The 22,891-nt window shown below is 38.5% G+C and carries 21 protein-coding genes and 2 riboswitches; of the genes, 18 read left to right on the top strand and 3 right to left on the bottom strand.

The features are described 5' to 3' along the window. Positions 1-2 precede the first annotated feature (2 nt). The 6 genes from MHB58_RS01470 to MHB58_RS01495 all read left to right on the top strand — a co-directional run bounded on the left by MHB58_RS01470 (position 3) and on the right by MHB58_RS01495 (position 6,201). Positions 3-692 carry a response regulator gene (locus tag MHB58_RS01470; protein ID WP_014824949.1) on the top strand — a complete coding sequence of 230 codons (690 nt, stop codon included), beginning with the start codon at positions 3-5 and terminating at the stop codon, positions 690-692. 176 nt (positions 693-868) lie between these two features. Beyond that, complete coding sequence (locus tag MHB58_RS01475; RefSeq protein WP_340734534.1) at positions 869-1,888, top strand: tripartite tricarboxylate transporter substrate binding protein; 1,020 nt, start codon at positions 869-871, stop codon at positions 1,886-1,888. 59 nt (positions 1,889-1,947) lie between these two features. After that, positions 1,948-2,412, top strand: a complete 465-nt coding sequence (locus tag MHB58_RS01480) for a tripartite tricarboxylate transporter TctB family protein (RefSeq protein ID WP_014824948.1) — start codon at positions 1,948-1,950, stop codon at positions 2,410-2,412. Between the two features lie 19 nt (positions 2,413-2,431). After that, a complete protein-coding gene (locus MHB58_RS01485) occupies positions 2,432-3,958 on the top strand; it encodes a tripartite tricarboxylate transporter permease (protein ID WP_014824947.1) in 1,527 nt (508 codons plus the stop codon). A gap of 89 nt (positions 3,959-4,047) precedes the next feature. Continuing rightward, on the top strand, positions 4,048-5,025 hold the full coding sequence (locus MHB58_RS01490) for a quinone oxidoreductase family protein (RefSeq protein ID WP_014824946.1): 978 nt from the start codon (positions 4,048-4,050) through the stop codon (positions 5,023-5,025). 120 nt (positions 5,026-5,145) lie between these two features. After that, complete coding sequence (locus MHB58_RS01495; RefSeq protein ID WP_340734535.1) at positions 5,146-6,201, top strand: nitric oxide synthase oxygenase; 1,056 nt, start codon at positions 5,146-5,148, stop codon at positions 6,199-6,201. A 208-nt stretch (positions 6,202-6,409) separates the two neighbouring features. Here the strand turns inward: MHB58_RS01495 and MHB58_RS01500 are convergent, their stop codons facing one another. Next, complete coding sequence (locus MHB58_RS01500; RefSeq protein WP_014824944.1) at positions 6,410-6,964, bottom strand: restriction endonuclease; 555 nt, start codon at positions 6,962-6,964, stop codon at positions 6,410-6,412. A 61-nt stretch (positions 6,965-7,025) separates the two neighbouring features. Continuing rightward, positions 7,026-8,225 (bottom strand): CynX/NimT family MFS transporter, encoded by a 1,200-nt coding sequence (locus MHB58_RS01505; protein ID WP_340734536.1) that lies wholly within the window; start codon positions 8,223-8,225, stop codon positions 7,026-7,028. Between the two features lie 155 nt (positions 8,226-8,380). Next, a riboswitch (Lysine riboswitch) is annotated at positions 8,381-8,561 on the top strand. Positions 8,562-8,653: 92 nt separating this feature from the next. On the opposite strand from MHB58_RS01505, the gene MHB58_RS01510 reads away from it, so the two are divergent. The 4 genes from MHB58_RS01510 (at position 8,654) to MHB58_RS01525 (ending at position 13,390) form a co-directional block, all read left to right on the top strand. After that, positions 8,654-10,111, top strand: coding sequence for an amino acid permease (locus MHB58_RS01510; RefSeq protein ID WP_014824942.1), 1,458 nt, complete (start codon positions 8,654-8,656; stop codon positions 10,109-10,111). Between the two features lie 256 nt (positions 10,112-10,367). Further along, positions 10,368-11,063 (top strand): RNA 2'-phosphotransferase, encoded by a 696-nt coding sequence (locus MHB58_RS01515; RefSeq protein ID WP_340734537.1) that lies wholly within the window; start codon positions 10,368-10,370, stop codon positions 11,061-11,063. 125 nt (positions 11,064-11,188) lie between these two features. Further along, a riboswitch (purine riboswitch) is annotated at positions 11,189-11,290 on the top strand. A gap of 142 nt (positions 11,291-11,432) precedes the next feature. After that, positions 11,433-12,005, top strand: coding sequence for a xanthine phosphoribosyltransferase (locus MHB58_RS01520; RefSeq protein ID WP_008408004.1), 573 nt, complete (start codon positions 11,433-11,435; stop codon positions 12,003-12,005). 89 nt (positions 12,006-12,094) lie between these two features. Then, positions 12,095-13,390 carry a nucleobase:cation symporter-2 family protein gene (locus MHB58_RS01525; RefSeq protein WP_340734538.1) on the top strand — a complete coding sequence of 432 codons (1,296 nt, stop codon included), beginning with the start codon at positions 12,095-12,097 and terminating at the stop codon, positions 13,388-13,390. A 322-nt stretch (positions 13,391-13,712) separates the two neighbouring features. Here the strand turns inward: MHB58_RS01525 and MHB58_RS01530 are convergent, their stop codons facing one another. Next, positions 13,713-13,922 (bottom strand): hypothetical protein, encoded by a 210-nt coding sequence (locus MHB58_RS01530; RefSeq protein ID WP_340734539.1) that lies wholly within the window; start codon positions 13,920-13,922, stop codon positions 13,713-13,715. A gap of 100 nt (positions 13,923-14,022) precedes the next feature. Between MHB58_RS01530 and MHB58_RS01535 the strand changes: the two genes are divergently transcribed. The 8 genes from MHB58_RS01535 (at position 14,023) to MHB58_RS01570 (ending at position 22,875) form a co-directional block, all read left to right on the top strand. Further along, complete coding sequence (locus MHB58_RS01535; RefSeq protein WP_340734540.1) at positions 14,023-14,499, top strand: hypothetical protein; 477 nt, start codon at positions 14,023-14,025, stop codon at positions 14,497-14,499. Between the two features lie 13 nt (positions 14,500-14,512). Further along, positions 14,513-14,950 carry a prepilin-type N-terminal cleavage/methylation domain-containing protein gene (locus MHB58_RS01540; RefSeq protein ID WP_340734541.1) on the top strand — a complete coding sequence of 146 codons (438 nt, stop codon included), beginning with the start codon at positions 14,513-14,515 and terminating at the stop codon, positions 14,948-14,950. Beyond that, positions 14,950-16,233, top strand: a complete 1,284-nt coding sequence (locus tag MHB58_RS01545) for a hypothetical protein (RefSeq protein WP_340734542.1) — start codon at positions 14,950-14,952, stop codon at positions 16,231-16,233. The genes MHB58_RS01540 and MHB58_RS01545 overlap by 1 nt, the downstream gene beginning before the upstream one ends. A gap of 765 nt (positions 16,234-16,998) precedes the next feature. Further along, positions 16,999-18,390, top strand: coding sequence for a VanW family protein (locus MHB58_RS01550; protein WP_340734543.1), 1,392 nt, complete (start codon positions 16,999-17,001; stop codon positions 18,388-18,390). A gap of 14 nt (positions 18,391-18,404) precedes the next feature. Beyond that, on the top strand, positions 18,405-20,069 hold the full coding sequence (locus MHB58_RS01555) for a GspE/PulE family protein (RefSeq protein ID WP_340734544.1): 1,665 nt from the start codon (positions 18,405-18,407) through the stop codon (positions 20,067-20,069). A gap of 12 nt (positions 20,070-20,081) precedes the next feature. Next, positions 20,082-21,125, top strand: a complete 1,044-nt coding sequence (locus MHB58_RS01560; protein WP_340734545.1) for a type IV pilus twitching motility protein PilT — start codon at positions 20,082-20,084, stop codon at positions 21,123-21,125. Further along, the gene (locus MHB58_RS01565; RefSeq protein ID WP_340734546.1) at positions 21,122-22,330 is read left to right on the top strand and encodes a type II secretion system F family protein; all 1,209 of its coding nucleotides are present in this window, start codon (positions 21,122-21,124) and stop codon (positions 22,328-22,330) included. The genes MHB58_RS01560 and MHB58_RS01565 overlap by 4 nt, the downstream gene beginning before the upstream one ends. 98 nt (positions 22,331-22,428) lie before the next feature. After that, positions 22,429-22,875, top strand: a complete 447-nt coding sequence (locus MHB58_RS01570; protein ID WP_340734547.1) for a prepilin-type N-terminal cleavage/methylation domain-containing protein — start codon at positions 22,429-22,431, stop codon at positions 22,873-22,875. Positions 22,876-22,891 lie beyond the last annotated feature (16 nt).

The raw sequence follows: 22,891 nt of genomic DNA on the forward strand, positions 1-22,891 counted from the left end.
GTATGGGGAATACAATTGAAGTACTAATCGTTGAAGATGATATGCGGATTGCTCAAATACATGAAAAGTTTCTTGAGCAAATTGATGGTTTTAAAACGATAGGAATGTCCCATACAATTGAAGAAGCAAAAATTTGGCTGGATACAATAAAGCCGGAATTGATTTTGCTGGATATTTACTTTGCCGATAACTTGGGGACAGAACTAATCGATTATATTAAGCAAAAGGATATGGATACCGATATTATTTTAATTACGGCAGCAGCGGAGGTTGAAATTGTAAAAAAGGCATATGCGAGCGGTGTGATTGATTTTTTATTAAAGCCTTTAACACTACAGCGTTTTAAAGAATGCCTTCTCAAATATAAAGAGAAAAAAACAATACTTAGCTCAACCGACCGCTTACAGGCTGAGGATATAAAAAAACTGTGGAATAACCTTACATATGCGGGTGAACTGGAAAAGGGAAGCAACCCTAAAGGCATTGATTCTGTTACAAAAGAAAAAGTGGTGACCTATATTCAAAATTGCGATGAAGGAATTACTGCTGAAAAACTTGGCAAAGAAATAGGGATAAGCAGAACTACAGCGAGGCGTTATTTGGAGCATCTAATGGATGAAAAAGTAATTTTTGTTGAGCATATTTATGGCTACGTCGGCAGACCAGAGCGCCGGTACTTTATAAAAAAATAACAAACAAGAGTATGTCGAATAGGGACATGCTCTTTTTTATGTCGTGAACAATATGAACAATATAGACACTATGAAAATAAAAGACAATAGTTTCGTTATATATAAAAAAGACACAATATCCTTTTTAATTAAGATAACGCTTACATAACGCGTGAGACAGAAGGGGGACTATTTTTATGACAATGAAAAAGAAGCTGTTAACTTTATTTTCAGCAGCGGCGTTAACACTGACATTGGCAGCGTGTACTGATAGTGAGGGGACATCATCAGGCGATAAAGACTATCCGACAAGTAACTTAACAATCGTAGCACCATCCGGGGCTGGCGGGGGATGGGATTTAACATCTCGTTCGATTGCAAAAGTTATGAATGAAACAAAATTAATCGAAAAACCGATAACAGTAGAAAACAAACCAGGTGGCGGTGGTGCCGTATTCATGGCATCTTACGCGACAAAAGAAGCTAAAAACGACCATATGTTAATGGTAAAATCACCACCGATTTTAATTAATAACTTAAAAGCTGAAGGGAATAGCCCTTACGGATATAAAGATACAACACCTTTAGCACAGCTAACGAAGGATTTTGGTGCAATTGTTGTTCGTGCTGACTCTCCTTACGAATCGTTAACCGATTTATTGGATGCTATTAAGGCAGATCCAACAGCGCTTACAATGGCTGGCGGTTCCGCTCCAGGTTCAATGGATCACTTAGTTACAATTTTACCTGCATATGAGTACGGCATTGATCCAAAAGCCGTAAAATATGTTTCTTATGACGGCGGCGGGGAAGCGATGGCCGCATTATTAGGAAATAATGCCGATGCGATCGGAACAGATATTTCAACTGTAACACCTTATGTGAAGAGCGGTGACGTTCGAGTATTGGCAGTTACATCACCGGAAAAGATAGCACTTGAAGGTTTGGAAGAAATCCCGACATTATATGACTTAGGGATTGAGGCAGAGTTCACAATTTGGCGCGGTATTTTCGGACCTAAAGATATGTCTGATACTGCAAAGGATTATTGGATCGAAAAACTAACAGAGTTAAACGATAAAGAGGAATGGAAAACAGAATTAGAGCGTAACGGCTGGGCTCAAGATTTCCGTGTAGGTGATGATTTCGTGAAATTCCTTGAAGAACAAGAAGGAACGATTACTGAAATTTTAACAGCTTTAGGTATGCAAAAATAATGAAATCTTGATGTGGGCATATTTATTGCCCACATCTTCATTACAGGAGGTGTACAACGTTGAATTTAAAATTTGACCGTGTTGCTAGTGTTGTATTTTTAGTGCTAGGAATATTAATTATCGTCGAATCCCAAAAAATATCTACAAGTGCGTACGGCTCTCAAATAGGCCCGAGTACATTTCCGTTTGGATTAGGAATAGCTCTAATTATATTAAGTATTTTGCTATTTTTTGAAACGATTCGTCATCAGGCAATGTATAAAATTGCTGAAGATAAGGAAGGGGAGAGCTTCTCTAATTATAAGCGATTCCTGATTATTTTTGTTTCAGCGGTTGCTTATGCATTTTTGCTTGAAAAACTAGGTTATTTAGTTACGACCTTTGCATTTTTATTAATCTCATTTCAAACACTTGAACGAGGAAAGTGGGTTAGCTCCATCATAGTGGCAGCCGCATTTTCTGTAATTATTTACTTCGGCTTCGTCAACGTATTAGGCGGATCATTGCCTAAATTCCCACTCTAAATAGAAAGGAGGAATTTATTTGTCAACGATACAGTACTTACTAGATGGCTTTGCAATTGCTTTTCAATGGCATAATATTTTATTCGCATTATTAGGTGTAATTATTGGAACAGCTGTAGGCGTACTACCAGGAATTGGCCCAATGAGTGGGGTTGCATTATTAATTCCTGTTACGGCTACATTAACGTCAGGTTTACCAATAGAAATGGCTGCAACTAGTTCAATCATATTACTGGCGGGAGTATACTACGGTGCAATGTATGGTGGATCTACAACATCTATTTTATTAAATACACCAGGCGAATCTTCTTCAGTTGTTACGACGCTGGACGGATATCAAATGGCACGGCAAGGAAGAGCTGGAGCCGCCTTATCGATTGCGGCAATCGGATCTTTTGTCGCGGGTATTATTGCGTTAATCGGATTGGTTTTATTAGCCCGACCATTATCTAAAGTAGCGATAAATTTTGGTCCGGCAGAATATTTTTCACTAATGCTGTTAGGATTGGCAGCGGTAAGTGGTTTAGCGGGTAAATCGATTACGAAGGCATTAATTATGACGGTTCTGGGCCTATTATTAGGAACGATTGGAATAGATGCTGTTTCAGGAATTGCCCGATTTACATATGACCAACCGGTTTTATTTAGTGGAATTGAATTTTTAACAGTTGCAGTAGGTTTATTTGCATTAGGTGAAGTATTTAAAACGATTTTCGAGAAGGATGGCAACGATGAACCAATCGCGAAAATTAATCGCATTTTACCTACAAAACAGGATTTAAAAGACAGTGCGGCACCAATTACACGTGGCTCATTCCTTGGTTTCTTTTTAGGGGTGCTACCAGGTGCAGGAGCGACGCTTGCTTCATTCTTTGCTTATATTACAGAAAAGAAAATCAGCAAAAATCCGGATTCATTTGGTAAAGGAAACATTGCCGGGGTTGCTTCTCCGGAATCTGCAAATAATGCGGCGTCGGGTGGAGCGATGATTCCGCTTTTAACATTAGGAATCCCGGGATCAGGAACGACAGCTATTTTAATGGGTGCGTTCATTATGTACAATATTCAGCCAGGTCCATTACTATTTGAGGAACATCCGGATGTAGCATGGGGATTAATCGCGAGTATGTTCCTTGGAAACTTAATGCTGCTTGTATTAAACATGCCGCTAGTTCGAGTTTTCGCTAAAATCATCCAAACACCGAAAAGATTTTTACTGCCTATTATTATTGCCATTTCATTCTTTGGTGTATATGCAGTTCAGTATACGACGTTTGATTTATTCCTATTATTAGGATGCGGTATTGCAGGTTATTTCTTTGCGAAAAATGATTTCCCTGTGGCCCCATTAGTTTTAGCGCTTGTGTTAGGACCAATGATTGAGAACAACATGCGTCGCGCATTAACAATTTCCAATGGAGAATACAGTATTTTCGTAGCAAAACCACTTTCATTAGTCTTTTTAATTATTGCAGTTTTATGGATACTGATTCCAATTCTTATGAAATTACGTGGGAAAAATGTAATTATTAATGAAGAAGGATGAGTTAAGCTACTAAGTGTTGTTTAACGAAGAGTTGCCGTCCGAATCCGGGCGGCTATTTTATTTGAAATAAATAAAGGGGAGTGCGTGAAATGAAAAGTGTGCGTCAATACAAAGCAGGAACGGCAGATGTTTTAATTTTGGAGGATGTAGAAATACCTGCCATTCAACTGGGAGAAGTATTAATACAGGGGCTATATACGAGCGTAAATTATGCAGATATTAAAACGCGCATGGGGAGTAAAGGTCAGAGTACATTTCCGATTACATTAGGCTTAGATATTGTAGGGCACGTCATCGAAAGTAAAAGTTCTGCATTTCAGAAGGGAGATTATGTTTTCGCATTCCCTAATGGGGGTTCTTATCAGCAAGTAGTAGCCGCGAAGGAATCATTAACCTTTAAAATTCCCGAAACAATCGATCCATTACAAGCCGCAGCACTTCCAACCGTGACAATATTATCTGAGATATTACTTAAACAAATTGGAGATGTACAAAAGGAAGATACAATTGTCGTACATAGCGCTGCTGGTGGTGTGGGGACAATGCTTGTGAAGTTGGCAAAACATTATGGTGTGTCAAACATCATTGGAACTGTCGGTGATTTAAGGAAGAAAGATTATGTTCTGGGTATAGGTGCTGATGATGTGTTTACTTACGACAGCTTTGTAGATGGCGTTAAGCAACATACTAATGGTAAAGGGGCACAAGTGATTTTTGATTCGGTCGCTGGTGATGTTACAAAGGCAAGTCTTGAATGCTTAGCTAATTTTGGCACATTAGTGCAGTTTGGAAACAGTAGTGGAAAAGCTGGTGTAATATCAACAAGCGATGTGCACAATAGCTGCCGAAACATAAAAGGTTTCAGCTTAGGTACAACTCGTAAGGAGGCTCCTGCTCGCCTTGCTCCTGTTGTTGAGCGGATTATTCCATTGTTCGAAGGTGGACAATTAAGCGTTCCAATTGCGCGAGTCTATGATTTAGAGGAAGTTCAGGAGGCGCATCGCCTAATCGAAAGTAGAAAGCATCAAGGTAAGATTTTAATTCGCCTTATAAAAGATGAAAATTAAAAGATACAAACATTATGAACAATTTTAGTCATATATGAAAAATACATGTTTTAACCGGTTGTTGTATTGTTGAGATTCCCTATCGAAGGCGCGAAAATGGGATTAGAAGGGGATGAAACAATGGCAACAACGACTACAGTATTGCATGAACGAATAGAATTCCTAACTTTATATAAAAAAGAAACAAAGCAGTCAGAAGAGTGGCTGAAAGAACGGAAGAAAGAGGCGCATCTTCCTGATTTCACCTTAACGACAGATGAGCTTACGCACGGTGCACGGGTTGCATGGCGCAACAGCAATAAATGTATCGGACGCCTGTTTTGGAATAGCTTAAATGTGTTTGATCAGCGCCATTTATTAAATGAGGTCGAAATTTATGAAGCGCTTCTATACCATATCGATTTTGCGACAAACAACGGAAAAATCAGACCGGCCATTACACTGTTTGACCCGAAACGTGTACGGGTGTGGAACCACCAGCTCATTCGCTATGCAGGCTATGAGACAGATGATGGGATTGTTGGAGATTCGGATTCGATTGAGTTTACGAAAATATGTGAAAATCTCGGTTGGCAAGGTGCACGTTCAAACTATGATGTTTTACCGCTTGTCATTCAAGTAGATAACCGGGAGCCAATGTTTTTTGAAATTCCTGAAAAGCATGTGCTGGAAGTGGCGATTACTCATCCGGATTATGATTTTTCAAAGTTAAATATGAAATGGTATGCAGTACCGATTATTTCGAGTATGCGTTTTAATATTGCGGGCGTTGATTTTCAGGCAGCGCCGTTTAACGGGTGGTATATGGGGACGGAAATCGGGGCGCGCAATTTGGCGGATACGTACCGCTATAATTTTCTGCCGAAAGTGGCGGAAGCAATGGGATTGGATACTGCAATGAATGCGTCGCTTTGGAAGGACCGGGCACTCGTAGAACTGAATGTTGCGGTGCTTCATTCGTATAAAAAAGCGGGCGTAAGTATTGTTGATCATCATACTGCTGCCCAGCAGTTTCAGCTGTTTCAAAAGCAGGAACATACAAGCGGCCGGGAAGTAACAGGGAACTGGGTATGGCTTGTCCCGCCATTATCCCCTGCAACGACCGACCTGTATCATGAACCGATTGCCAACACGATTAAAAAACCAAACTATTTTTATCAGCAGCAGTCCTACTAAAAATAAGGGTGGGACATAATCTAATTGATTTCCATTTCGGGACGTATTCCGCGGGCGTGAGTCCAACATGATGGTGAAGGTTTTAGCTTATGTTCCTTATAATCAGTGGGGATGAAGAACCCCCCCACTGATTGAAGTTTCACTTTATCAGCAACAGTCCTACTAAAAAGAGGTGTGCAGGAAGCGAAAGCCTCTGCACACCTATTTCTTACCTTTTATTTAACATAATTTGAATCAATTCATCTCGATCGATTAAATAAACGTCATTGATGTCGGCAAGTTTTTCGGCCTGGCGTGTAAAATGACTGTTTGTGACAACCCATGCCTCTGTTGCTTCATACATTTTTACTGCACCGATAATTTCCTGTACCGCTTTTACACCGACAGTACCGGAATAGCGTTTTGCCTGGACTGCAATAATATCTTTTCCGTCCTTTAAAATAAGGTCGGCACCGTAGTCACCGCTCGTAGCGGTATAGCTCACTTTAAATCCGCGGCGCTTAAATAATTCGCCTAAAAATCTTTCAAAATCTTCACCGGTCATTTTATCGACTTCGCGAATTCCGGACTTCCGCAATTTCCTCGTCTTCAGCGATTTCAGCCAAATTTTAAACGCGATATATAGAACGAAATAAGCGACAATTCCCATACCGATGCCTTCAGCTGTTTTCGTTACATAAAAACCAGCTGTACCAGCCGATGCGATGAAAAATAGCGGGATTACTGGCAGGCTTTTTTTATTCCGTCTTCTCTTTTTACGCAATAGTTCTGTACTCCTTTTATTTACTACGGTTATTATATCATAAAAGGGTACATATGTTTGGTTATATTGTACGATTGTCTGAGCTCATAAAGGAAGCCAAAAACAATAGAACAGAAATGAGAATGAACAGCACAATCGGGATTGTCCAGCTGTCCGTCAAATCATGTGCAAAGCCGAACAAAACTGGCCCGATTGCGGCAACAAAATAACCGATTGATTGTGCGAAGCCGGAAAGTTCAGCTGCATCATAGGCTGTCTTTGTGCGCAATGAAAATAACATCAGCACTAAACCAAACGAAGCCCCTCCTGCAAAGCCTAATAAAATCATCCATACGACAGCAAGACTTGTCCATTCCATTAAGACACCAGTAAAACCGACTAAGTAACAAATCGTAAAGAAAATGACGATCGGACGTTGAGAAGCGATTTTCCCTGCAAGAATCGGAATAATAAATGTCATCGGAATTTGTGCAAACTGCATAACGGATACCATCCACCCGGCCGCTGTAGCATCAAGGCCCTGGCTAATGAAGATTTCCGGCAACCATGCAGACGAGCAGTAAAATATGAACGACTGGAATCCCATTGCTCCAGCGACTGCCCAGGCAAGCGGCGACCTCCACATTTGCGTTTTCTTAGTCTGCGATGTCGGCATATTTAATGCAATTTTTTCCTGGCGCAAAATCGGCAGCCAGATTAGTAATGTAAGAATCCCTAAAATAATTGTAATACCTGCTGCGATTTGCCATCCTGCGTTTGCCGCTATAGGGTAACTGAAGCCTGCAGCAATTCCGGAAGAAATGTTCATTGAAACGGAATAGATCCCTGTTAATAATCCGATATGTAATGGGAATTTCCATTTGAAATAGCTAGGGATAAGAACATTCCCGAATGCAATTGCGACCCCAATTAATATTGTTCCTATAACGAGTAAAGACGTTGCCCCTAGCGAACGCAGTAAAATCCCTGCACAAAGTAAAATGACGGAATAAAATAATGTCCATTCAATCCCAAACTTACGGGCAATGCGTGGTGCAAATGGTGATACAACCGCAAAGGCAATTAAAGGAATAGTCGTTAAAAAGCCTGCAAGAAAGTTCGATATCCCAAGCCCTTCACGTATAAATGAAATAATCGGGCCGATCAATGTAATCGGTGTACGTAATGTGGTCGCAAATAAAAATACGGCTACCATAAAATAGATGAGCGGTCGGTTGGATAGTAGTTTTTTGCTATTTTGATTAACTTGTTGTGTGTCCATTTTCGATTCTCCTTTTGTATGTTGATATATATTAGAGTAGTGTGAATACTCATAAAAAACAGAATAAAGGTGAAGCCATTGCTATCAAAAAAATATTATGTTAGACTTTTAATCATTGATTCAATTAAATTAAATAAAACATTACCTCATGTAAATTATGAGGTAGAGGTCGCAATCATTAAGACTAGTATAGCTGAGATTAGGAAGAATCGGTGAAGCTTTATGAAAGGAATGGTTGCCGAAGTGTTATTTTTCTTCTTGAAAATAATGCTGGGGCTGTTTCCGATAAGGAACAGAACTGTCACATGTGTGAGCATGTGTTGAGCTATCTTTCAAGTTTGATGAGGTGTAACTATAACCATCACAAAAACTTGTGGTGGTTTTTCTTTTACACTTCACCAACAAAACAAAAAGGGAGTTTTATATTCATGAGTGAGATTAAAATAGATCAGCTCGGTAATAATAACGGGTTGAAAAAAAGTTTAAAAAGTCGCCATGTAACGATGATTTCGCTTGGCGGAACGATCGGTACAGGTTTATTCTTAGCATCAGGTGGTGCCATTGCACAGGCAGGTCCTGGTGGGGCATTGCTCGCATATGCACTGATCGGCGTGATGGTGTATTTCCTAATGACATCATTAGGGGAAATGGCTGCCTATATGCCAACATCCGGTTCGTTTAGTACGTATGCAACAAAATTTGTTGATCCTGCTTTAGGCTTTGCGCTTGGCTGGAACTATTGGTACAACTGGGCGATTACAATTGCAGCAGAAATTGCGGCCGTTTCGTTAATTATGAAATACTGGTTCCCGGACAGTTCTTCAATGTTATGGACCATTTTATTTATCGTAGTTGTTTTATCATTTAACTTAGCGTCTGTAAAAGCTTTCGGTGAAGCGGAATACTGGTTTGCGATGATTAAAGTCGCAACGGTAATTGTCTTCATCATTGTCAGCTTCTTAATGATTTTCGGAATTTTAGGCGGGAATGATCCGGTCGGTTTCACGAACTTCTTCAAAGATGATGCACCGTTTAATGGCGGTTTCCTGGCATTGTTCGGTATTTTCCTTGCAGCCGGTTTCTCATTCCAAGGTACAGAAATGCTTGGGGTAACGGCAGGGGAAACAGATGATCCAGGCAAAAACATTCCAAAAGCAGTTCGTTCTGTATTCTGGCGTATTTTGCTGTTTTACATTTTCGCGATTGGTGCAATTGGATTACTGATCCCGTATACGGATTCACGTCTTTTATCTGAAGATATTGCGACAAGTCCATTTACCTTAGTATTTGAAAACCTAGGTGTGGCGTTTGCGGCATCTGTTATGAATGCCATTATCTTAACGGCTATGTTATCTGCAGGGAACTCAGGATTATATGCAGCTAGTCGTATGCTTTATCAGTTAGCGGTAGATGGAAAAGCGCCGAAACTTTTCATGAAAGTAACATCGCGTGGGATTCCAATGTATGCACTTTTAGCTACATTAGCAGTCGGTTCGTTAGCATTCCTGGCATCGTTTTTCGGTGACGGTGTTGTCTACATTTGGCTGTTGAATGCTTCCGGTATGTCCGGCTTCATCGCATGGCTCGGCATTGCCATTAGTCATTACCGCTTCCGCCGTGCATATGTCGCACAAGGACATTCATTGAGCGATTTACCGTATGTATCTAAATTCTTCCCATTCGGACCGCTATTCGCGTTTGCCTTATGTATGATTGTCGTGCTAGGTCAAAACTATATGGCATTTACGGGCGGAACAATTGACTGGTACGGTGTCGTCGTTTCATATATCGGCTTACCATTGTTTGCCGCTTTATGGTTTGGCTACAAATTTAAACACAAAACGAAAGTCGTTCCTTTACAGGACTGCGATTTATCAAATAAATAATTAATTAATTTCTGAAACGCAATGTGAGCTTATAGGCTTTCATTGCGTTTTTTGTTGTATGAGGATTATTTGTCCTGGAGTGAGGAATATACAGAGGGAGTGAGGAATAAGTGAGAGTTATTGAGTATTATGCTAGACTGATTGAGGATAACCAGTATATAACTGAGGATTAAATTTCCCGAGTACGATTGCTGCAACAGTGGTATTATAAAAGAAATAAAAAACGAGTAACGCTGAAGAATAAGGAAGTGAAAACATGCCTATTTCAAAAGGTTTCTATAAAAAAGTCTATCCTTGGTTAACAGGGGAAGATAATAAAAAGGTGATGTATCGACCGTTTCTCACAAAAGGGAACCCGTACAAATCCCGTATTTTCCTAGTAAGCTCGCATGCGGTGCCGCTATTTAAAGTGGAAGACCGGAGTGAGCAGACTTTTGCAGAGTCATTAGTGAACAGAGATCTTTTCCAGGATCTATATTTAAGTGAAATTAAAGGGGCACCCCGTGAATTTAAAGGCTCATTGCAGTTTGAAAATTGGCTGGAAAATAATCATCACGAATCGCTCATTTATACGTCGCTGAATACATATCAGCTGGAATCAGCCGATGAAGCGAAAGTAGCGAAAAAAGAGGATACCGCTAATTTTGAGCGGGGAAATCTCATTTTTAAAGAAGTAATGGATGAGTTTCTGCCGGAAATTATTATTTTGCAAGGGACTGCCGCATACGAGCAATTTAAAGCGCGGTATGCTGACCGTTTAGTGATTTATAATGAAGATGTAACAAAAGTGCAATTACTCGAACAGACCGGACCGTTTGCGGAAATGGTTTATGAAGATGGCAAAAAGGTGTTGATTTTTGTTACGCGCAGCATGAGCTACTTCGGTACGGATGGTTCGAAGTTCGAACAATTCAAAGAAAATTTATCAAAAATTTTACAGAAAAATGCTTAAAACCGAACATTATCCCTAATAAAATTTACTTTTTAACTAAATTTCCGAAAAATAAGAATAATTTTATTATTTAAATGTTATTGCAAACTAGCATTTCCATGATTATAATTGGAACATTCATATTGTTAAATTAAATATTCGCCACTCATATAATAGCAAGGATAAGGCTTGCAAGTTTCTACCGGATTACCGTAAATAAACCGACTATGAGTGAAGCATGCTTAATGAATGTATTTGTCCAATTATTTTATATTTGCACAAAACATTTGTTATTACTTTTGAACTTACTCGGAAGTCTTGCTCCACTCATCGTAGGGAGCTTGCCTTTCGAGTTTTTTGTTTACATTCAAATGGGAAGGAGCTTTTATCATGAAGCTTTTAAAGGAAAAAATAGAAAAAGAGGGCCAAGTGCTTTCAGATACAGTGTTAAAGGTAGATTCGTTTTTAAATCATCAGATTGACCCGTTATTAATGAAAGAAATCGGCGACGAATTTGCGAAGCGTTACTCGGACCAAATCATTACGAAAGTATTGACGATCGAATCATCTGGTATCGCACCTTCAACTTTTTTAGGGTTAACACTAGGTGCACCTGTTGTCTTTGCGCGTAAACGCAAATCACTTACATTGACGGACAACCTGTATACATCAAAAGTACATTCATTCACGAAAAACGAGACGAACGAAATTTCGGTATCGAATAAGTTTATTACGGCGGATGATAATGTCGTAATCATTGATGACTTTTTAGCGAATGGCGAAGCGTTGAAAGGCTTAATCGACATTGCGAACCAGGCAGGTGCAACAATTGTCGGTGCCGGCATTGTAATCGAAAAAGGCTTCCAAGAGGGCGGGAAGATTTTACGCGAGCAAGGACTGCGCATCGAATCATTGGCAAATATTAAATCATTGGCAAACGGCAAAGTAGAATTTTACGATTAATTTAGCAGCTCACATTTTTAAAAGGTAATAAGTTCAGACGATGTAAATTGACTCAGCAAGAGTACACATATATTGGAGGAAAACTTTTTATGAATAACACGAAAGCAACAATGCTTGGAATTCAGCATCTGTTGGCAATGTATGCAGGAGCCATTTTAGTACCGTTAATTATTGGTGGGGCATTAGGATTCAGTTCAGCGCAAATGACGTATTTAGTAGCAATCGATATTTTCATGTGTGGGGTAGCAACACTATTCCAAGTATGGAAGGGTAAAGTAATCGGCATTGGGTTACCGGTTGTATTAGGCTGTACATTTACAGCGGTAAGTCCGATTATCGCAATCGGTTCTGGCGGCGGCTTAGGTGATGTTTACGGCGCGATTATCGCATCGGGTATTATCATCGTATTAATCGGTGGTCTTTTCGGGAAATTAATTAAATTCTTCCCGCCTGTTGTAACAGGTTCGGTTGTAACGATTATCGGAATCAGCTTAATTCCAGTAGCTATTAACAATATGGCAGGCGGACAAGGGGCAGCAGACTTTGCATCAGGTACAAATGTGGCGTTAGCGTTTATTACATTATTAATTATTTTAGTAATTTACCGCTTCACAGTTGGCTTCGTTCGTGCAATTGCTATTTTACTAGGTATGGTGTCAGGAACAGTAATCGGCATTTTCATGGGCAAGGTTGATTTTACGCCAGTTGCCGAAGCTTCTTGGCTGCACATTATGCAACCATTCTACTTAGCAACACCGACATTCAATGCTTCCGCTATTTTAACGATGACATTGGTGGCTATGGTATCACTAGTTGAATCAACAGGTGTGTACTATGCATTAAGTGATATTACAAAAAAAGATTTAACTTCAAAAGATTTATCTAAGGGGTACCGTGCAGAAGGACTAGCATCGATCATCGGTGGTATTTTCAACGCCTTCCCGTACACAACATTCTCACAAAACGTAGGACTGATCCAAATGTCAGGCGTACGCGACCGCAAAGTCATCTTCATTACAGGCGGTATGCTAGTAGCACTTGGATTCCTGCCAAAACTTGCAGCATTAACAACAATCATCCCAACACCAGTACTTGGTGCAGCAATGCTTGCAATGTTTGGTATGGTTATTACGCAGGGTGTAAAAATGCTTGCACCGGAAATCCAAAAATCAATGGAAAACGCAATGGTCGCAGCACTAGGCGTTGGTTTAGGAATCGGCGTTGCCACAGTACCAGGAATTTTCGAAAACCTTCCGTCATGGATGTCGATTTTAACATCGAACGGGATTGTGGCTGGGTCTGTAACGGCTATATTCTTGAACGTGTTGTTTAATATGGTTGGGACGAAGCGTGTTGATCCGATGCATGTCGGGGAAGCAAATTAAATAGAGGGTTTTAATGAGTACCCCACATTCTCGTTAGAATTAGAACGTAATCACCTACTTTGACTATTAATTTTGTCGAGGTGGGTGATTTTTTTGCGTAGAAAAGTTTATAAAACGTGATTTTGAAGAGGAATCAGAACTATCTAAGTTTACGTATGACCATTCGAATAGAGTATTTTTGAATGGAAAAAAGGCACTGAATGTTCGTAGAACGACAATAGTTTTACGAATGACCCCTATTTCGTCCCGTGATCAATGCTGCTTGCTATAAAATATCGTTCTCCAAACGCAGTTGCTGTAATTCTTTACGGAGACGCATTAACTAGATTTCTTCTTCAAAACGATTATCTACGGATTTTAACGAGCCTGTGTTCTGATGATTTTTTATCCATTGATCTAATGTTGAGGGTGTCAGGTCATATTCTCGAACGACGTCAGCTTGCTTATTTACATTTTCATACAGTTTTTCCGTTTCTAATTGGCGTGGAGGGTTTTGGTGATATATAATAATTAGTAATAATGCTTTTTTCATACCATTTATAATTCCTAAAGACTCAAATCACTTCTAACTTTAACGACTATATCACTAAAAATCTCTAGAATTTCACAATTAACTTTGAAAAGGTGATTTAATGAAAAAAACTATAGGTAATTTAATACATAACGAATCTGGAATTTCACTCATGGAAGTAATAGCTTCTATTATAATAATAACATTTATACTAATATCCTTTATCAAATTATTTCCACTAATGGGGTTAAAAAATAATCAAAATGAAGATAAACAATCCGCAGTTAATTTAGTAAAGAGTGAGCTAAATTATTGGAAAACTTTAATCGAAACAAGTAGTGATTTTAATGCTTTTTTACAAGACCCTAAAAATCCAACTTCATTTATTGATAGTTCAGATGTAGTTACACAAAGTACTAATAGTATTAAAATAGAAACTACTACTAAAACTAGAAGGTCCGACTTTAAATTAGAAATCATTATTTATGTTAATCCAGACATAAATACCAGTCCAAAAAAAGCATATCAAATACATACTAAACTATTAAATATTAAAAATACTCCTATTAGTGAAATTTATGGGTATATCTTTTATTAGGAGTGAAGATAGAATGGTTAAAAATCAACGGGGAATAACATTAGTGGAAGTTTTAGCAGCTATAATTTTAATCTCAATTATTTCATTTTTAGCATGGAATATATTTTTTCAAGGTAAAAATTATACTGAAAAATCTTTATCTAAAAGTCAAATGCAACAAGAGGCAAATATAATACTTTCAAGATTATCAAAAATTCATCAAAGTTCTGATAATTATGAAGTAAATATACAAACATGTAGTTTTACTATTAAATATTCTGTAAACGGTACTACAAAAAATGAGTCATTTAATAACAGTAAATTATGTATTAAACTTAGTAACATTCCTAACATTATAGATCCCAAAACAATAAATGCTATTGATTTCAATCTATATATCGAAGACATTAATAAACCAGATAATAATATATTAGTTAATTCATATTTATATAGATTAAAGGAGGCTCCATAGTGAAAAAAAACATACTTAGAAATGAAAGCGGATATACATTAGTAATTGTTTTACTTATAATCACACTATTTACAGTTTTCACTTTATCGTTTATGGGAATCTCTGCGAATACTACAAAACAAAATGAAGTAGTTGAAAGAAACATTCAGTCGGTTACATTAGCAGAAATGGGGATAACTTACTTTCAACAAGCTATTTCAAATTCTTTTGTAACACATAAATCAGGGGTTATTAATAATATTAAAAGTCAAAGAAATATAGATATAACAAATAATACACTAAAGACTGATGGGCACTATATTAATTTAGCTATTACGTTAATGAAAAATGAACTTGACAACACAATTAATTCCATATCCCATACAATCCAGATTAATTCGAAACCCTCAAGTCAGTTTACGATAACTCCCGCTATCAATTCTAACTTTTACATAAATAAAACTAATGGATTTGTCATTTCTTTTATTAGTATAGGAACTGAAAATGGAAAACAAGCATCAATAGAAGGGAAAATGGAATTTGACTTCTCTAAAGTCTTTTTACCATCACCACCTTCCTCTGAAGACAATACTTTTACCCCGATTTTACAAAACAATCTTATTGTAGACCCTGGACATTTACAAAATTGTCCAAATTTTAATAATAAATTTGAATTTTATGAGATTTCTTGTCAAACTACGGGTAGTATTACTTATCATCAAAATGATGGACTTTCTTTTGAAAAATCATTATATAAAGTAACTGGATCATTAACTACAGGTAATATGAATAAAGATATTATTAATTCTACACTTTATATTGTGGGGAGTATGACAGGTGGTAACATGAATAGTTTGAACTTCTCAAATATACATGTCGGTGGTTCATTAAGTGGGCTTAATTTTAATGGAAATGGATTTAATCATTCTAAGCTTCAAGTTTTGGGGGCTGCTAGTATAGGAAATTCTAAATTAAATAATTCACAAATTTATATTGGGGGATCTGCATCTTTTGGGAATATAAATGGGATTGAAGAATCTACCATTTTTATAAATTCAAGTGCAACGATCGGTGGCGTGGACTTCGGTAAAAACGCCACAATTTGTGTAAATGGACCATTAACAATCGGACATATAAACAATAACAGTAATGGAACTAGTAATATTTACGCAAAATCAAGCACTAACTCCAAGGTAATTACAGACACCTTGAAATTTAATAATGCATGTTCAAAGTCAAATCAACAATCAAATACTCAAGGGGGGGATATTAAATACAAGACTATTTTCAACTATATTTATTAAATTATTCTTGTTAAAAGAAATTTTTTCTACTGGTGTTACGAATAGTACTGTATCTTCAGACTCATTGATTTGCGTTGGAGGTAGTATTTCAGAAGGACTTGCTTACATGAAAATGGAGTGAACGCTATTTCTATGAAAAATTTCTCAAAAGTAAAGCGATAAATGTTTAGGAAGTAGTAAAACATCGCCATCATTAGGCCCTTTAAAGCAGCTAATTGCTAATATATTTGATTAAAAAATAACTGGGATAATCATCCAAATATTTTTCCGATCTACTTTATAGATAAATTTTAAATTTGATAAGTTCCCTAAGAAATAGATAGAGAAATTCTATTTATTAATTAGGGAATTTTTTGTTTAAAAAATTAAGGTCTTTTTAACTATTAAAGTTAACTCCCTTAAATGTATTACTTTTTTGTAAAAACAACAATATCAAAGTACTGAAAACAAAACAAAATAAAATAGGTAAAATGGAATGTTTGAGAATAAAATAAAAGAAATCATTGAAAATACATAGTCGTAAAGTAATCTATCGTGTATTATAATAGTAACATAAGTAGACATTTGGTAAATGGGATAAAAATTAGTACATAAATTGAAGTTTGTGAGATAATATATTGAATTTATTATAATATTTTCCATCAATTAAATATATAAAATAATATAAATCAAGTTTTTTCTTTATATATCATATTATAGAATTAATTTTTAGTTATAAAGTCCTTATTATAAATGATGAATTAAAGTGATTTGGTAGGTGAGTATATGAAAGTTATCTTTAGGACAATAATGCCAATAATTTTGCTCGTAGTCCTTTTATCAATCTGGATTCCTAACTTTATAGTAGGTTCGGTTGCATCCGCTGATAATAACGCAGTCGGTTCTACAATCGGCGGGGTAGAAACCGGTGATTTGAAGGGTGAGGAGTTAAAAACATTGCTGACGAATGCCGTTAACGACTGGTATACACAAAACCTGACTGTCACTGGCGAGGGGACCTCCGTTGAAGTGAGCTCATCCACATTCCAGTTTGATATTGAGAGTACAGTGGCTAACTATGAGAATCAGGTACATAAGTCATGGTTCGCCTTCTGGGAAGATACGCCGACAGTACATCTCCCACTAATTGTTTTTCCTAGTGAGATTGTGAAAAACGAGATTAGTAATGTTTCGTCATGGGATACGAATTTGACGTATAACAATGTAGAACTGAATGCCGCGTATTTAAAAACAGATCCTGTTGAAGCGGCCGTCATAGATGTGTCGGTACTGGAAACAGACCGGATTTCATTGTCGGTTGAACCAATGCCGGAAGGGGCAATAGGCATTAATGAACTGGTTCTTGCTTTACATGACACAGTAATAGAACCGCAGATGGCTTTTTCGATGATTCAAAAATTGGGCGATACGTTGAACTTGGCCAACCGTGGAGCCATTAATTTTGTTGCATCAAATCTATATAATGCAGCACTAAATATGAATGCGGAAGTAATGGAACGTCATTCGCAAAATGAAATCCCTTCCTATTTAAAACCTGGCTTGGAAGCAAAAGTGGATGCACTGGCAAATGAGGATCTCAAATTCGTAAATACTTCATCCAATCCAGTCGTTTTAAAGCTGATTATGGAAGAAGGAAACTTGAAGACCGAAGTATATACACCGGCAAAAGAAACGGAAGTAGATATGACAGTTTCGAAGGATGAGGAGATTCAGCCCCGTACAATCACACGTTACTCCTCGGATCTGGCAATTGGACAGACGGAACAAGTACAGGAAGGTGCAAAAGGTTTACGCGTCTCGGTCTATCGTACAGCTTTTGATGAGCAGAAGCTTGTAAGCCGTGATTATTACCCGCCTGTTGACCGAATTATTTTGAAGTCTTCCAAACAGCCGGAAGTGCAGACGTCATCAGAAAATGTGAACAATAATCCTGCCGATCAAGTGGATTTAGATGGAGACGGTTTCCCGGATGATGATACGACGAACGGAAATGGGTCAACTACACCAGTTAGTGGTTCCCAAAATAACAATTCGAATGCATCAAACAATAATCAAGGGGCTGCATCGAACAATTCTGCAAACGGCGATACTAAAGAGGAAAATCTCCCTCCTGGCAGCTATTACGATAAAGGTGGAAATTTAATTACTCCAAAATAAAGGAGGACGTAGATATGAAGGCGAAATCGAGAAAACGCTTAGGAGACTTGCTTTTAGAGTCGGGCGTTATTACCGAAGCACAGCTTACTTATGCACTGGCAAATAAAAGCCGCGACGAAAAACTCGGGGATTTTTTCATTAAAGAAAACATACTGACGGAACAGCAGCTAATTGAAGTGCTGGAGTTTCAGTTGGGTATTCCGCATATTACATTAAGTAAACATGTCATTGCGCCGGAGCTGTTGCAGCTTGTACCGAGAGAACTGGCGAAGCGTACGAATATTATGCCGGTGCGTCGGGATAAAAATAAGCTGCTTATTGCGATGGCAGACCCGATGGATTATTTTGCGATCGAAGAAGTCCGCATGGCGACAGGCTGTCAAATCGAAACAAGTATTGCGACGAAGGACGATCTGTACCGGACAATTACGAAATACTATGACCTGCAGGCTTCGATGGATGCAGCTTTAACTGAAATAGAAGTGAATACACCGGAAGTGCAGCAGGAAATTACCGATGAGGATTCGGCTATTGTCCGGCTCGTAAACCAGATCATCAACAATGGGGTCGCCCAGCGTGCATCCGATATTCACTTTGATCCGCATGAAACTGAATACAGAATTCGATATCGTGTCGACGGGGTGCTTCGTACAGAACGTTCTCTGCCAAAGCATATGCAAAATATGATGACAGCCCGTGTAAAAATTATGGGCGGACTGAATATTACAGAAAATCGTATTCCGCAGGATGGCCGGTTTAAAGTTAATATCGAATTCAAAAGTGTCGACATTCGTCTTTCTACATTACCGACTGTCTACGGCGAGAAAATTGTTATGCGTATATTGGATATAAGTAATGCTGCAACAGACATATCGCATCTAGGGTTTACAGAAAATAACGAAGCAATTTTCAGGAAGATGATCGAGAAACCGAATGGCATTGTGCTAATTACAGGTCCGACAGGTTCAGGGAAATCTTCCACGCTATATGCAGCACTTTCCAATTTAAATAATGAGGGTGTCAACATTATTACAGTTGAAGATCCAGTCGAATATCAATTAAATGGTGTAAACCAGATTCAAGTAAAAGAAGAAGTGGGATTAACATTCGCAGCGGGGTTACGTTCAATTTTACGTCAAGATCCTGACATTATAATGATCGGGGAAATCCGCGATCTGGAAACCGCACAAATTTCGATACGTGCATCGTTAACAGGGCATCTTGTATTAAGCACATTACATACAAACAGTGCGATTGAATCGATTTCAAGGCTGCAGGATATGGGAATTGAACCGTTTCTCATTTCTTCATCGCTTGTCGGTATTATGGCACAACGTCTTGTACGTCAAATTTGTCGGGACTGTACGATGGAGATAGAGCCTACGATCAGGGAAAAACAAATTTTTGCAAATAACGGATTAGAAGTGAATAAGATTCGAAAAGGTCGCGGCTGTGCGGCATGTGGAAACACAGGCTACCGTGGGCGACTTGCTATTCATGAGCTGTTGCCTGTTGATCGTGGATTGAAGGATTTGATTTTAAACAGGGCAAGCGGCTATGAAATTGGCGATTATATGCAAAACGCCGGACATAACACATTACTGCAGGATGGTTTGCTGAAAGTGTTGGCAGGTGTCACGACAACAGAAGAAGTACTGCGTGTAGCGACGATTGATTAAGGAGGAATGGACATGACATTGAACATACAAGATTTATTGCAGCGTGCGTATGACGAAAAAGCATCCGATCTGCATGTCACTACCGGCATCCCTCCTGTTTACCGTGTAAATGGTCAATTGAAGCAATATGGGAATGAAATTGTTACGGAAGAAATAGTAACCCGCATGCTACAGGATATTTTACCGAAGTATAAATTAGGGGAATTTGAGGATAAAGGTGAAACCGATTTTAACTATTCACTGGAAGATTTATGCCGATTCCGTGTAAATGCGTATCATCAGCGAAATGCAAGTGCGATTGCGGCGCGTTTGATATCCAGTAAAATTCCAACAATTGAATCGTTAAATTTGCCTAGAGTACTGTACGATTTAGCTGAAAAACCTCAAGGGCTCATTTTAGTAACAGGTCCAACTGGTTCAGGAAAGTCAACAACCCTTGCGGCGATGATCGATTATATTAATGAAAATAAATCAAAGCATATTATTACGCTGGAAGACCCGATTGAATATTTACATACACATAAAAAGTCGGTAGTAAATCAGCGGGAAGTAGGTATTGATACAGGCTCATTTGCAAATGGCTTGCGTGCATCGCTCCGTCAAGATCCGGATATTATACTCGTTGGGGAAATGCGAGACTTAGAGACAATTTCAACAGCGATTACAGCAGCGGAAACAGGCCATTTAGTATTCGCTACACTCCATACATCAAGTGCACCGACGACAATTGACCGGATTATCGATGTGTTCCCCCCGCATCAGCAAGGGCAGATTCGCATTCAGTTGGCAAACGTATTGCAAGGAATTATTTCACAGCGATTATTCATTCGAAAAGACAAAGTTGGCCGAGTTGCCGCGACTGAAGTTTTAGTAAGCGTTCCCGCTGTAACAAATTTGATCCGAAATGAAAAAATACATCAAATTCCAAGTGTTATGCAGACAAATCGGGCGTTAGGAATGCATACTTTAGAGACATCCATACAAGCGCTTGTTTCTTCCGGGAAAGTTGCGTTGGAGGAGGTACGGCCTTATTTGAATGTGGGTGATTACAGTTGACCGTATTTAAATATGTAGGACGAACAAAGATGGGGGCGACGCAAAAAGGGACGGTAGATGCAGCGAATAAAGCAGCCGCCATTTCAAAGCTTCGCGAAAAGGGCATCAATCCACGAGAAATCGAAGAATCAAAAAGTTTATTGCATATGGAAGTCAGCCTTGGCAGCAAAAAAGTAAAAACACAGGATTTTGTTATTTACTGCCGTCAGTTTGCGACGCTGATCCGCGCAGGTGTTTCACTCGTGGAAGCGACTGATATTTTAGCAAAACAGGCGACAAGCAAGCCACTGAAAAGAGCGCTTGAATCGGTAGAAGAAGATATTCGTTCAGGTATTCCATTTTCGGATGCAGTCAGGAAACATCCGAAAGCATTTCCCGAACTGTTCGTCAATATGATGCGTTCGGGTGAGGCTACAGGGAATATCGACGATACGCTTGAGCGTTTAGCGAATTCGTACGAAAAGTCTTTTCGCTTAATCAAAAAGGTGCAGTCTACATTGACATATCCTGCAATGCTATTAGTAATGATTGTAGTTGTCGTATTTTTCATGCTCATTTTTATTGTCCCAACATTTGTTGAATCGTTTGAATCGATGGATGCTGAACTCCCGACTTTAACGGTTTGGACGGTTGCTTTAGGGGAGTGGCTGAGACAATATTGGTGGCTGCCAATTGGTGCAGTAGCGATTGGCGGGTTTATATTCCAGTACTTGTACCGGAATAATGAACAGTTCAATTACACCGTCCATTATATGATGCTAAAGATGCCGATATTTGGTCCGCTTTTACAGAAAACAGCAATTGCGAGATTGACGCGTAATTTATCATCTTTATTTAGCAGTGCAGTGCCCATATTACAGGCATTGACGATTTCACAAAAAGTTTCCGGAAACCCGGTGGTAGGCAAAGTAGTGCTGGATGCACGGGCAAGTTTGGAAAGAGGAAGCTCACTGACAGAGCCGCTCGAGAAAAGCTGGATTTTCCCACCAATGGTAACGAGTATGACCAGAATTGGCGAGTCTACCGGATCGCTTGATTATATGCTTGAGAAGATTGCGGATTTTTATGAAGAAGAAGTCGACAGAAACGTCGATACTTTAAAATCTTTGATTGAGCCATTAATGATTGTATTGTTGGCGGGGGCAGTTGGTCTTATCGTTGCGGCAATTTTCTTGCCAATGTTTAGTCTTTACGAACAAATGTAAACGGAAAAATTAAAAGACGTTTTGCAAGGAGGCATCGAAGCGGTATAAAGCGTCAATGCAAAAACAAATTAATATTAAAATGAAGTGGAGGATTTGATATGTTTAACACATTAAAAAAACGTATTAAAAATGAGAAAGGTTTATCTTTAGTAGAACTACTAGCAGTAATTGTAATCTTAGCGATTGTTGCGGCAATTGCAATTCCAGCTATTGGAAATATTGTTGCGAATTCAAGAGCGAAAGCTGAAATCTCGGATGCCATTCAAGTTCTTAATGCAGCTAATATTTATTTTACTGATAACCCAACTGCTACAGTATTCACAAATACCGCTGGTGAGGGAACAACAGCAACTGCTGATTACCTAGATTATATTGAAATAAATGATGAAAGTGATACTTTTACTGTAGATAAAGCAAATAATCCATTAGAGGTGAACTATCAGGGTGATTATTTAAAAAGTTCATATACGCGTGCGGAATTAACAGCTTTAAAAGTTGAAGGTGGAGAAATTGTAGGTCAATCAACTGAAGGTGGAGAAAACTAATCATCACCCAAAGAAC

This window comes from Solibacillus sp. FSL K6-1554 (assembly GCF_038005185.1).
Lineage (GTDB): Bacteria > Bacillota > Bacilli > Bacillales_A > Planococcaceae > Solibacillus > Solibacillus silvestris.